Origin of the sequence: Methylocystis heyeri, assembly GCF_004802635.2 — a bacterium.
Classification (GTDB): domain Bacteria; phylum Pseudomonadota; class Alphaproteobacteria; order Rhizobiales; family Beijerinckiaceae; genus Methylocystis; species Methylocystis heyeri.
This window is the reverse complement of the sequence record NZ_CP046052.1, coordinates 1,350,007-1,362,452: the sequence shown is the minus strand read 5'-3', so window position 1 is coordinate 1,362,452 and position 12,446 is coordinate 1,350,007. Positions and strand designations below refer to the sequence as shown.

8 protein-coding genes are annotated in these 12,446 nt (G+C 65.0%); 3 read left to right on the top strand and 5 right to left on the bottom strand.

Annotation, left to right across the window (positions count from 1 at the left end):
• The first annotated feature begins 26 nt into the window (after positions 1-26).
• Entirely contained in the window at positions 27-1,457 is a 1,431-nt protein-coding gene (gene pyk, locus H2LOC_RS06085) for a pyruvate kinase (protein ID WP_136495579.1), read from the top strand.
• A 79-nt stretch (positions 1,458-1,536) separates the two neighbouring features.
• Here pyk and H2LOC_RS06080 read toward each other — a convergent pair whose 3' ends face one another.
• From H2LOC_RS06080 to ptsP, 4 genes are all read right to left on the bottom strand, one after another.
• Entirely contained in the window at positions 1,537-2,019 is a 483-nt protein-coding gene (locus H2LOC_RS06080; RefSeq protein WP_136495578.1) for a GNAT family N-acetyltransferase, read from the bottom strand.
• Positions 2,016-2,807: an inositol monophosphatase family protein gene (locus H2LOC_RS06075; protein ID WP_136495577.1), complete on the bottom strand. Its 792-nt coding sequence runs from the start codon at positions 2,805-2,807 to the stop codon at positions 2,016-2,018. The genes H2LOC_RS06080 and H2LOC_RS06075 overlap by 4 nt, the downstream gene beginning before the upstream one ends.
• 135 nt (positions 2,808-2,942) lie before the next feature.
• Complete coding sequence (gene prfA / locus H2LOC_RS06070) at positions 2,943-4,016, bottom strand: peptide chain release factor 1 (RefSeq protein ID WP_136495576.1); 1,074 nt, start codon at positions 4,014-4,016, stop codon at positions 2,943-2,945.
• Positions 4,017-4,083: 67 nt separating this feature from the next.
• On the bottom strand, positions 4,084-6,351 hold the full coding sequence (gene ptsP, locus H2LOC_RS06065) for a phosphoenolpyruvate--protein phosphotransferase (RefSeq protein WP_136495575.1): 2,268 nt from the start codon (positions 6,349-6,351) through the stop codon (positions 4,084-4,086).
• Positions 6,352-6,604: 253 nt separating this feature from the next.
• Here ptsP and H2LOC_RS06060 point away from each other — a divergent pair, with 253 nt between their 5' ends.
• Entirely contained in the window at positions 6,605-9,532 is a 2,928-nt protein-coding gene (locus tag H2LOC_RS06060; protein WP_136495574.1) for an EAL domain-containing protein, read from the top strand.
• Positions 9,533-9,535: 3 nt separating this feature from the next.
• Positions 9,536-11,653, top strand: a complete 2,118-nt coding sequence (ligA, locus tag H2LOC_RS06055) for an NAD-dependent DNA ligase LigA (protein WP_136495573.1) — start codon at positions 9,536-9,538, stop codon at positions 11,651-11,653.
• A gap of 126 nt (positions 11,654-11,779) precedes the next feature.
• Here the strand turns inward: ligA and H2LOC_RS06050 are convergent, their stop codons facing one another.
• Positions 11,780-12,442: a sterol desaturase family protein gene (locus H2LOC_RS06050; RefSeq protein ID WP_136495572.1), complete on the bottom strand. Its 663-nt coding sequence runs from the start codon at positions 12,440-12,442 to the stop codon at positions 11,780-11,782.
• Between the last annotated feature and the right edge of the window lie 4 nt (positions 12,443-12,446).

Below are 12,446 nucleotides of genomic sequence, written 5' to 3'. Positions count from 1 at the left end.
CCCGCCCGCCAGAAGGATTTGGGTTTATGAGAAGGCTTCGGCGCGTCAAGATTATCGCGACTTTGGGTCCCGCGAGCGTGGACAAGGCGGTTGTCGCCGGCCTCGCCATGGCGGGCGCCGACGTCTTCCGGATCAACATGAGCCACACCGATCACCCGGGGCTCGGCAATTATGTGCGGATGATCCGGGAAATCGAGGAAGACCTCGGCCGCGCCATCGGCGTTCTGGTCGATCTGCAGGGGCCGAAATTGCGCATCGGAGCCTTCGCGGAGGGCTCCGCGCATCTGCGCAAGGGGGATGTCTTCCAATTCGATTCCGACCCCGCGCCGGGCGACGCCAAGCGCGTGCGCCTGCCGCATCCGGAAATTCTCGCCGCCCTCAAGGTCGACGACACCATTCTGATCGACGACGGCAAGGTGCGGCTCCATGTCGTCGAGGCGACGCCGGAATGGTCGCGCGCGGTGGTGGATGTGGCCGGGCGCATCTCCAATCGGAAGGGAGTCAGCCTTCCCGATACCGAAATCCCCATCACCTCGATGACCGAAAAAGATCGCGCCGATCTCGAGGCGGCCCTGAAGGAGGGCGTGGATTGGGTCGCGATCTCCTTCGTGCAGCGGCGCGAGGACGTGCTCGAGGTCAAGGCCCTCACGCAGGGGCGCGCCCTGGTCATGGCCAAGATCGAGAAGCCCCAGGCGATCGCCCGGCTCGACGACGTCATCGAGGTTTCGGACGCCCTGATGGTCGCGCGCGGCGATCTCGGCGTGGAGCTGCCGCTCGAGAAAGTTCCGGGCCTTCAGAAGAGGATCAACCGCGCGGCGCGGCGGCTGGGCAAGCCGGTCGTCGTCGCCACCCAAATGCTTGAATCAATGATCCTTTCCCCGGTGCCCACGCGCGCCGAGGTGTCGGACGTCGCGACCGCCGTGTTCGAAGGCGCCGACGCCGTGATGCTTTCCGCCGAGAGCGCCGCAGGCCAATATCCCCAGGACGCGGTCGCGACCATGAGCCGGATCGCCGAAGAGGTCGAGACGGACATCGTCTATCGCGGCATCATCAACGCCCAGCGTGGAGAGGCGCCGAATCCCACTCCCGCCGACGCCATCGCCGCGGCCGCGCGCGACGTCGCCCAGACTCTCGGGGTCAAGGCGATCTGCGCCTGGACCGATTCAGGCTCGACCGCCTTGCGGATCGCCCGGGAGCGGCCCGCCTCGCCGATCCTGGCGCTTTCGCCCAAACGGGACACTGCGCGCCGCCTCGCGCTGGTCTGGGGCGTCCACGCCCTGCAGACGCGGGACGCCAGCGGAGTCGAGGATATGGTGCAGCGCGCCTGCGCTCATGCCCGGGCCGAGGGCTTCGGCGACGACAATGACGACAGGATCGCGATCGTCGCCGGCATGCCGTTCGGTTCGCCCGGCGCGACCAATATGATCCGCATCGCGCTGTTGGGCGAGGGGAACTGACAAGGGCCGGGGAAGGGGGCCGCGCGATCTCTTGCGATCGGCCGGCCCCTTGCTGGAGCCGCCGGCCTGACGAGATCGATCAGCTGGGTTTCCACTCCAGCACCAGCGTCGGCCGGCCCGATTGGCTCAGGGCGCCGTCGCAGAGGCGCATGAAGCCTTCGCGATAATAGAAGCGTAGCGCCCGGTCGTTGTCGGCGTTGACATCCAGCCGGATGCCGCCGGGAGACGCCTCGCGGGCGGCTGCGATGAGGGCGTCTGCTCCGCCGTTTCCGAACTGGTCGGGGTGCACGCAGATCTGGTCGAGCCAGCCCGTCGCCGGGTCGATGACGACAAAGCCTTTGATGTCGCCGCGGGGCGCCGCGTGCAGGCAAAGCGTCACGGCGCCTGCGCTCTCCAGAGTCGAAAGATGATCGACGAACCAATCTCGCCGGGCGTCGAAATCGATGTCGGCGTAGGTGGCGCGCCATGAGGCGACCCAAACATCCAGCAGCTCGGCGATTTCCTGGGGCGCGCGCCTCGACACCAGGGGCGGGCGCTGTGGCTCGCGCGCGGCGAGGTTCATGCTTTCCTCAGGGCGTCGAGAAGCTGCCGGTGAATGGCTTCGTTGCCGGCGCAGATTTCCGACTTCGTCAGCATGTCGCCGCCTCCGGAGAGATCGGTGACGAATCCGCCCGCCTCACGGACCATGACGACCCCGGCCGCTATGTCCCACGGCTTGATGCCGCGCTCCCAATAGCCGTCGCAGCGGCCGGAGGCGACCATGGCGAGGTCGATCGCCGCGGCTCCGAGGCGACGGATATTTCCGGTTTTCGCCATGGTTGCGGCGAGTTCGGACTGGAAGCGGGCGTGAAGGCCGACTCTGCCCAAGGCGGGAATGCCGCAGGCGACCATGGAATCGGCCAGGGTGCGGCGCGCCGCGACGCGCATGCGCCTGTTGTTGTAGAAGGCGCCCTGGCCCTTTTCCGCGACATACATGTCGTCGGTCGCGGGATTGTAGATCACCCCGGCGACGATCTGGCCGTCGCGCTCCAGCGCGATCGATATGGCGAAAATCGGAATCCCGTGCAGGAAATTGGCGGTGCCGTCGAGCGGGTCGATGTGCCAGGTGTGGGTTTTATCGGAGCCCTCGACGGAGCCGCCTTCCTCCATCAGGAAGCCGTAGCCCGGACGGGCCTTCGAGAGCTCATCGAACAGGGTTTTCTCGGACCGTTTGTCGGCCGCGGTGACGAAATCTCCCGGTCCCTTGACGGAAACCTGCAGGTTTTCGACCTCCCCGAAATCCCGCTTCAGCCCGCGTCCCGCCTTGAGGGCGGCGGCGGTCATGACATTCATCAGGGCGGAGCGAATCATCGAGACCTCTGAGAGCGAAAAGTGAGCTTTTCAATGCCCATGCCGGAGCTTGCTCGTCAAGCTTGGGCCTGGGTTGGAGCGGCTCGTCACGGGCCGCCGGCGGCGCCGATTTAAAATGGGGCGGCGGAGCGCCGCTCAAAGGTCGCTTTGCGCGAGCAGCCTGGTCTGATGGTCGCGCAGCAGGGCGTCGATGATCTCGTCCAGGGCTTCGCCTTCCATCACCTTGTCGAGCTTATAGAGCGTGAGGTTGATTCTGTGGTCGGTCACGCGCCCTTGCGGAAAATTATAGGTGCGGATGCGTTCGGAGCGATCGCCCGACCCGACCTGCTGCCTGCGGTCGGCCGAACGTTCGCTGTCGAGGCGTGCGCGTTCGGCGTCGTATAGCCTGGAGCGCAGCAAGGACATCGCCTTGGCCTTGTTGCGGTGCTGCGAGCGCTCCTCCTGCATCATGACCACGATTCCGGACGGAATATGCGTGATGCGGATGGCGGATTCGGTCTTGTTGACGTGCTGCCCGCCGGCGCCGCCGGAGCGCATCGTTTCGATGTTGAGGTCTTTTTCGTCGATGGTGAGGTCGACGTCCTCGACCTGCGGCAGCACGGCCACCGTCGCCGCCGAAGTATGGATGCGGCCTTGCGTCTCGGTGGCGGGCACGCGCTGGACGCGATGCACGCCGGACTCGAACTTGAGCCGGCCGTAGACGCCGCGGCCGATGATCTCCGCGATGATTTCCTTGTAGCCGCCGAGAGCGCCTTCGCTGGCCGAAAGGACCTCCACGCTCCAGCCTTTCGAGGCGGCGTATTTCTGATAGGTGCGGAAGAGATCTCCAGCGAACAGCGAGGCCTCGTCTCCGCCGGTTCCGGCGCGAACTTCCAATATGACGCTTTTCTCGTCGGCTTCGTCCTTGGGCAGAAGCGCGAATTTCAGGGCTTCCCGCGCCGAATCCAGCCTGCTCTCGGCGGTCGCGACCTCTCCCTCGGCCAGCGCGCGCATTTCTTCGTCCGTCGCGGGATCTTCGACCAGGTCGCGCAGTCCCGCGCGTTCGCTTTCGGCTTCGCGGAACGCGCGTATCGCGGCCGTCACTTCGTCCAGCGAGGCGAGTTCGCGCGAAAGGGCGACGAAAGTCTGGGAATCCGGCCCGCTCGCCAGTTTTTGGCCGATCTCCTCATGGCGACGCAGGATCAGATCGAGTTTGTCTTGGGCGAACATTCACATCCCATGGAGATTGATAGCCGGAAGGTTTTGCGCGCGCGAAATTGCGCCTACGACGCCGTCGCTACAACGCGACGCCCTGTGCGCTGGCGAATTGGCGAAGATTTTCGCGCAGCGACGGCTGGCCGTCGTTGTTCGCCATCAGCGACGCGAGGAAGGCCGTGGCCTGTTCCATATCCAGGCTCAGAATCATCGCCTTCACCGGCCCGATCGAGGAGGGCGACATCGAAAGCGAGCGATAACCCAGCGCCAGCAGCGCCATGGCCTCGAGCGGACGCCCGCCCATCTCTCCGCATAGAGTCACGGGCTTGCCCGCCTTCGCTCCCGCTTCGAGAATGGTCTTGAGCGCGCGCAGCACCGGAACCGACAGATTGTCGTAACGCTTGGCGACGCGCGTGTTGTCGCGGTCGGCGGCATAGAGATACTGCACCAGGTCGTTCGAGCCGACGGAGAGGAAATCGGCGTGCTCGGCCAGCTGATCCAGCTCCCAAAGCAGCGCGGGAACCTCCACCATGGCGCCGAGATCCAGCGTGGTCGGCGTCGCGTGGCCGTGGCGGCGGATGAGATCGAGTTCGCGCAGGGCTATCGCCTTGGCGAGATCGAACTCCGCAACATTGGCGACCATCGGGAACATGATGCGCAGATCGCGGCCGCCCGCCGCCTTCAGCATCGCGCGCAGCTGCATGCGCAACAGGCCGGGGCGGTCGAGGCCGATGCGAATGGCCCGCCAGCCGAGGGCGGGGTTCTCTTCCTCGATCGTCGCCATGTAAGGCAAAATCTTGTCCGAACCGATATCCAGGGTGCGGAAGGTGACGGGACGGTCGGGAACGGCGTCGAGCACGGTCTTGTAGAACAGATACTGGTCCTTCATGCGCGGGAAGCGGTTCGCGAGCATGAACTGCAGTTCGGTGCGGAACAGGCCGATCGAGCGCGCGCCGGTGTCGCGGACGAAAGGCACGTCCACGGTCAGGCCGGCGTTCATGTGGAGCGCTATCTCCACCCCGTCCTTCGTGACCGAGGCAATGTCGCGCAGCGCCGCATATTGCTCCTGCCGCCGCGCGCGCAGCCGGGCCTTTTCCCCGTAGGCGCTCCTGACGTCCTGCTGCGGCCGGACGTGAAGGTCGCCGGTGGAGCCGTCGATGATGATGGGGTCGTTGGGCTCGACTATTCCCGTGATGTTGGGAACGAGTCCGACCGCCGCAATGCCCAGAGCGCGGGCCACGATGGCGACGTGGCTCGCAGGCCCGCCCTCCTCGAGAACGAGGCCCCTGAGTTTTTCCCTGTCGTAGTCGAGCAGGGCGGCCGGACCCATGTTGCGGGCGACGATGATCGCATTGTCGGGCACGCTGTCGCGGTCCGCGACATAGCTCTGGCCGGTAAGCTGATGCAGCAGCCGGTTGGCGATGTCGTCGAGATCGTGAAGCCTGTCGCGCAGATAGGGATCGGTCTGGCGTTGCATGCGGGCGCGGGCGTCGTTCTGCACCCGCTCCACCGCAGCCTCGGCCGTAAGGCCGGTCATGACCGCCTCGCGCAGGCGGCGCAGCCAGCCGCGGTCGTTCGCGACCATGCGCACCGCTTCGAGCACTTCGCGATGCTCGCCCGCGCCCATCCGATCGCCATGGGCGACCAGCTCGTCGATGGAACTGCGCATCGCTTCGATGGCGGTGTCGAGGCGCTGCAATTCCCCCGGCACGTCCTCGGCGAGCAGGCTCTTGATGACCACACGCGGCTCGTGGAGCAGCGCGTAGCCGAGGCCGACGCCGTCGCTGATCGGGGCTCCCCTGAGCGAGACGGGCCCGTTGAGGGCGAGAAGCTCGGCCGATTTGGCGATCGACTGGAGCTCGCCGGAGGCGATCATCTCGGCCAGAAGCATGGCCGTGGTCTGGAGCGCTTCGACTTCTTCCTCGGAGTAGGTGCGCCGCACCTTATTCTGGACGACGAGGACGCCTACGGTGTTGCCTCCGCGCAGGATCGGAACGCCGAGGAAGGAATGGTAGATTTCTTCGCCGGTTTCCGGCCTGTAGAGGAAGGCCGGGTGCTCCTGGGCCTCCGAAAGGGCCAGGGGTTCGGCGCTCTGGGCGATCAGGCCGACCAGGCCTTCGCCGGCCTTCAGGGTGGTCAAATGGACCGCTTCGCGGTTCAGGCCCTCGGTCGCATAGAGCTCCAGGCGCTGGTCCGCGCGCAGGACATAAACGGAACAAACCTCCGCGACCATATTCGCCGCAATTTGCACGACGATCTTGTCGAGCCGCGTCTGGGCGTTCACCGGCTCCGCGCTTATTTCGCGCAGCCGGCGCAGCAACAGGCGTGGGCCGCCGAGAACGCTACGCATCAGGCGATTTCCTATCCAACGATTTTCCGGACGCTCCCTTCGACGCCAAAAATTTACATATCATAATTCGTTTCAATCTCTCGCCGCTGGTTTCCTTGGAGCGTATATTGCCGTGGTCCGCGCTCTGCAAGGTTGAGAGGACCGGCCTCCGCCCGCAAAGACCATGCCGTTTTTGTCGCGGGCGGGCTATACGGCTTGCGGGTTACGTCTTAAGCCTCTACCACTGCAGCGCCGCGGTCATTCCGCCCGATCCATGCAGGGCCTTCTGCTTGTAGCGCCGGTCCTTTGTCGTCGAGAAGCGAGTTTCGTGGGTTTCAAAAAATATCTGCTCGGCTTGCTGGCGTTTCTCGCTTTCGCTCCCTCGGCCTGGGCCGTGGACAGCGTCCGCGTGCCTCATGACGCCCAGGCCATCGATCTCACAAACGCCATCGAAAAGCACGCCTCGCAGGGCGATCGCCTGCAGGTTTCCACCGCGCCCGGCTCGGACGGCATCGTCCGCCGCATCGAGGTCGGGGCGAAAGAGCCCGGAACGCGGCCGAGCTGGATCGTGTTCGCTCTCACCAACGACACCGACGAGCAGATCGAGCGGCTGATCGTCGCGCCCCATTTCCGTCTGCAGGGCTCGGGACTGATCTGGCCCGATCTCGGCGCGACCCGCATCTCCACCATAACGGCGAGCCAGGGCTTTCCGCCGGAGCAGGAAGAAAGCTCCGACGCTGACGTCTTCCGCCTTACGCTCGATCCGGGCACGACCGTCACCTATGTCGCGGAGCTGCGCACGCCCAATCTGCCGCAGCTCTATCTGTGGGAGCCGGACGCCTATAAGGACAAGGTCACGAGCCTCACCCTTTATCGCGGCATAGTGATCGGGATATCGGGGCTTCTTGCTCTATTTTTAACCATCGTTTTCGTTGTCAAGGGCGCCGTGATCTTTCCGGCGGCGGCTGCGCTCGCCTGGGCGGTTCTGGCCTATGTCTGCATAGATTTCGGGTTCTGGGACAAGATTTTCGGCGCGGACCCGGCTACGGACCGGATCTGGCGCGCCGGGGCCGAAACCGTCCTTTCGGCGACGCTGGTCGTGTTCCTGTTCGCCTATCTCAACCTCAACCGCTGGCATGTCCGAGCGTGGCATATCGCCGCCGTCTGGCTGCTGATTCTCGCCGATCTCGCCGGACTGGCCGTTTTCGACGCGCCGGTCGCAGCCGGGGTCGCCAGAATTTCGCTCGGCGTCGTCGCCGTGGTCGGATTCGCGCTCATTCTTTATCTCGCCTCGCATGGTTTCGACCGCGCGATCATGCTGATCCCGACATGGTTCCTGCTGCTGCTCTGGGTCTGCGCGGCGGGCTTCACCATTTTCGGCTGGCTGACCAACGACCTCGTGTCTCCCGCGCTGATCGGCGGCCTCGTGCTGATCGTCATGCTGATCGGCTTCACGGTGATGCAGAACGCCTTCGCCAGCGGCGGTCTCGGCGCCGGGGCGATCTCGGATATCGAACGCAAGGCGCTCGCCCTGACAGGGGCGAGCGAGATCGTCTTCGATTGGGACGTTCCCTCGGATCACATCTACGTCAGTCCCGAGGCGGAGGTTCAGCTCGGCCTCGACCGCGGCGGGCTCGAGGGTAGCGCCGCATCCTGGCTCGATCTCTTGCATCCCTTCGAGCAGGACCGCTATCGCGCCTGCCTCGACGCCATATTGGAGCAGAGGCGCGGGCGCATCGACCAGGAGTTCCGCCTGCGCTCGGCAGACGGGCATTACCTCTGCTTCCGTCTGCGGGCGCGACCGGTGGTGGGGCCGGACGGCGAGGTGGTGCGCGTCGTGGGCACGCTGAACGACGTGACGGAAGAACGCAACGCCCAGGAAAGGCTCCTGCACGATGCGATCCGCGACAATCTCACCGGCCTGCCCAACCGGCAGCTGTTCTTCGACCGCCTCGGAGCGACTCTCGTCTTCGCGAGGATGCACAAGGAGCTGCGGCCGACGGTGATGTGCATCGACATCGACCGTTTCAAGCAGATCAACGAGCAGGTCGGCGTCGCGACCGGCGACAGCATTCTCCTCACCATTTCTCATCGTCTCGGCCGGCTTTTGCAGCCGCAGGACACTTTGGCCCGCCTCGACGGCGACACTTTCGCGATCATCCTGGTTTCCGAGGCCAATCCCGATACGGCGATCACGGTTGCCGAGTCGGTGCGGCGCGCCCTGGCGACCCCCGTCCGTTTCACCGATCGCGAGATCAGCCTGTTCGCGTCGATCGGCGTCGCGCTGTTCGATCCTTCGGTTCATCCGGGGGCCGAAGACATGCTCGACGACGCTGAGATCGCGATGCGGAACGCCAAGCGCTCGGGCGGCAATTGCATCGAGGTGTTTCGCCCCGCCATGCGCGGCCAGCGCTCGGACCGCCATACGCTCGAAGCCGATCTTCGCCGCGCCCTGGAGCGCAACGAGATCAAGGTTCTGTTCCAGCCCGTGGTTCGGCTGGAGGATCGCACCATCGCCGGGTTCGAGACCCTGGTGCGCTGGGACCATCCGAAACTCGGGCGGGTCGATGCGCCCGATTTTCTCGCCGTCGCCGAAGAGACGGGCTTGATCATAGACATCGGTCTCCTGGCCTTGGAGCGGGCGGGGCGGGAACTCGCCGCCTGGCAGCGCGCGCTCGCCGTAGATCCGCCGATCTTCGCCTCGGTGAGCGTATCGTCCCAGCTTCTGTTGCGTCATGACCTGCTGCGCGACGTAAAGAGCGTTCTGATGCGCAATGAAATCGTCCGCGGCAGCCTCAAGCTGGAGCTGCCCGAGAACCTCGTGATGGAAAATCCCGAGCACTCGGCGCAGGTGTTGGCGCGTCTCAAGGAACTCGGCGCCGGCCTGTCGCTCGCGGGCTTCGGCTCCGGCTACTCGTCCTTGTCCTATCTGCAGCGGTTCCCGTTCGACACGATCAAGATAGACCGCTCGCTCGTGCGGCAGACCGGCAAGGCCTCTCGCGCCGCTATTCTTCGCTCGACGATTTCGCTGGCCAAGGATCTCGGCTTCGACGTCATCGCGGAAGGGGCGGAAACCGAATCCGACGCCATCGAGCTCTACCAGCTCGGCTGCGGCTACGCCCAGGGCTACGCCTTCGGCCGTCCCATCAGCTTGCAGGAGGCGCGGCGGCTGCTCGGCGCCGCTCCGGAAGCGGCGGCCTGACTCATGCCGCCGCGCTCCCCGAAATCGTCGCAACCGATAGAGGGCCTCACGCCCGATGAAGCGCGCGCAGAGCACCTGAGGCTCGCCGCGGAAATAGCCGAGCACGACCGCCACTATTATCAAGAGGACGCGCCCGCCGTTTCGGACGCGGAATATGACGCGTTGCGGCGACGCTACGACGCGCTCGAAGCGGCCTTTCCCGAGCTTGCAACTCCCGAGTCGCTGTCCCGGAAGATCGGCGCCGCGCCGGCGGAAAAATTCGCCAAGGTCAAGCATGTCGTGCCCATGCTTTCGCTTGGCAACGTCTTCTCAGACGAGGAGGTGCGGGAGTTCGTCGCCCGCGTCCGTCGTTTCCTCGGTCTCTCCGAGGACGCGCCGCTCGCTTTTACGGCGGAGCCCAAGATCGACGGCCTTTCCTGCTCGCTGCGATACGAACACGGCCGCCTCGTCAGCGCGGCCACGCGCGGCGATGGTTTCGAGGGCGAAGACGTCACCGCCAATATTCGCACGATCGACCAGATTCCGGCCGAGCTGCGCGGCGGTTTTGGTCCCGTGCTGGACGTGCGCGGCGAAGTTTATATGACTCATCGCGATTTCGCCGCGCTCAATGAAAGACAGGCCGCGGCGCAGAAACAGAAATTCGCCAATCCCCGCAACGCCGCCGCCGGCTCCCTGCGCCAGCTCGATCCGGCCGTGACGGCGGGCCGGCCGCTGCGCTTTTTCGCCTATGCCTGGGGCGAGGCCAGCGAGCTGCCGGCCAAGACCCAGAAAGGCGTCATCGAGGCGTTTTCGCACCTCGGCTTTCCGGTCAATCCCTTGACCCGGATCTGCGCCAATGTCGAAGAAATGCTGGAGCATTACCGCGCCATCGAGGCGCAGCGCGCGACGCTCGGCTACGACATCGACGGCGTGGTCTATAAGGTCGACGACATCGCCCTTCAGGCGCGTCTGGGTTTCGTCTCGCGCGCGCCGCGCTGGGCGGTGGCGCATAAATTCCCGGCCGAACAGGCGACGACGATCCTGCGCGGCATAGAGATCAATGTCGGCCGCACCGGCGCCCTCACGCCAGTGGCGCGGCTCGAGCCCGTCACCGTCGGCGGCGTGGTGGTCTCCAACGCCACTTTGCATAATGAGGACGAGATCGAGCGCAAGGACGTGCGCGTCGGCGATACGGTTGTCGTGCAGCGCGCCGGCGACGTCATTCCCCAGATCGTCGAGGTCCGGCTGGACAAACGGCCGCCTGATGCGAAGCCATATGAATTTCCGCATGTTTGCCCGGTATGCGGCTCGGCGGCCCTGCGGGAAATCGACGAAAAAACCGGCGAGGCCGATGTCGTCAGGCGCTGCACGGGTTCGCTGGTCTGCGCGGCGCAGGCGGTGGAGCGGCTCAAACATTTCGCCTCGCGCAACGCCATGGACATAGAAGGCCTCGGCGACAAGCAGATCGAGTATTTTTACCAGGAAGGCCTGATCAAGACCGCCTCGGATATTTTTACGCTTCAAGCGCGCGACGAAGCCGGGCTGTCGCGGCTTAAAAACCGCGAGGGCTTCGGAGAAACTTCGGTCAGGAATCTTTTCGCGGCTATCGACGCGCGCAGGCGCGTGCCGATCAACAAGTTCATCTATGCGCTCGGCGTCAGGCATGTCGGCGAAACCAACGCCAAGCGGCTGGCGCGGCATTTTCCCGACTTTCAGCAGCTTCGCGCCGCAGCGAGCGCGGCCGAACCCGGCGGCGAGGCTTTCGCCGCCTTCGACGAGATCGACGGGCTCGGTCCCGTCGTGGCCGAGGCGCTGCATGACTTTTTCGCCGAACCGCACAATGAGCGGGAAATCGACGCGCTGCTCGAACATGTGACGCTGGAGCCGATGCCGGCGGTCGAATCCTCTTCTCCGGTCGCGGGCAAGACGGTGGTCTTCACCGGGTCGCTGGAGCGGCTCACCCGTGATGAGGCCAAGGCTCAGGCCGAGCGTTTCGGCGCCAAAATATCGGGGTCGGTTTCGAAGAAGACCGATCTCGTCGTGGCGGGACCGGGCGCGGGCTCAAAGCTCACCAAAGCCAAAGAGCTGGGCGTCGAGGTGATATCCGAAGACGAGTGGTTCGCCCTGACCGGGCAGGGGTGATGGCGTGCTAATTCTGCCGCCATAAATGGAAAGGGCGTCAATCGCGAGGAGCGCAACGACGTGGCGATCCAGGAGGACCGGAGCGCCCTGGATCGCGTCGTCGCCTTTGGCTCCCGATGACGCCTCTCACACCGCCCTGGTTCCGGGCTTGTCGCCCTTCTGATAGGCGGTGCCGAAGACATAATCCCACCAGATCGCATGCACGCCGAAGCCTTTGGCGGCGTCGCGGAAGTGGTGAAGCATGTGCAGCCGGCGCACCAGATGGCCGAGGCGCGATTTCGGCTGTCCGTGATGGGTCCAGTAGTGGACGCAATCATAGACGACATAGCCGATCATGAAGCCCGCGAGCACCGGCCAGGCGAAGGTTCCGCCAAACAGAAGCCTGATGATCGACAGCGCGATCAGCATGATCGGCCCCGAGAGCAGAGGCGGCATCACGAGGCGCAGAGGATCGTTGGGATAGATGTGATGCACGCCGTGGATCAGGAACTGGAAGCGCGGACCCAGCCCGAAGGGCAGGGGGAACACGGTGTGGAACAGATATCTGTGGCCGAAATATTCGGTCAGGGTCCAGGCGAGGTAACCGACCAGGACGCCGAGCGCCACGAGCGCCGTCGCCTGCGAAACCAGCGAATAGATCAGCAGGCCGACGATGATCGGCGTATAGACGATGACCGGCGTCAGATGATGAACGCGCGAAAGCTTGTCGAGAAGGTCGCTCTCGAACAGGCGGGGCGAGGCGCTCAAGGGATCGCCCGGCGCGTTGGCGTTATCGACTTCGAAGCTCATGGCC

What these genes read in the sequence shown, in the direction of transcription:
- pyk (WP_136495579.1), top strand. Translation starts at nt 27, where the DNA reads ATGAGAAGGCTTCGGCGCGTCAAGATTATCGCGACTTTGGGTCCCGCG.
- H2LOC_RS06080 (WP_136495578.1), bottom strand. Translation starts at nt 2,019, where the DNA reads ATGAACCTCGCCGCGCGCGAGCCACAGCGCCCGCCCCTGGTGTCGAGG.
- H2LOC_RS06075 (WP_136495577.1), bottom strand. Translation starts at nt 2,807, where the DNA reads ATGATTCGCTCCGCCCTGATGAATGTCATGACCGCCGCCGCCCTCAAG.
- prfA (WP_136495576.1), bottom strand. Translation starts at nt 4,016, where the DNA reads ATGTTCGCCCAAGACAAACTCGATCTGATCCTGCGTCGCCATGAGGAG.
- ptsP (WP_136495575.1), bottom strand. Translation starts at nt 6,351, where the DNA reads ATGCGTAGCGTTCTCGGCGGCCCACGCCTGTTGCTGCGCCGGCTGCGC.
- H2LOC_RS06060 (WP_136495574.1), top strand. Translation starts at nt 6,605, where the DNA reads ATGCAGGGCCTTCTGCTTGTAGCGCCGGTCCTTTGTCGTCGAGAAGCG.
- ligA (WP_136495573.1), top strand. Translation starts at nt 9,536, where the DNA reads ATGCCGCCGCGCTCCCCGAAATCGTCGCAACCGATAGAGGGCCTCACG.
- H2LOC_RS06050 (WP_136495572.1), bottom strand. Translation starts at nt 12,442, where the DNA reads ATGAGCTTCGAAGTCGATAACGCCAACGCGCCGGGCGATCCCTTGAGC.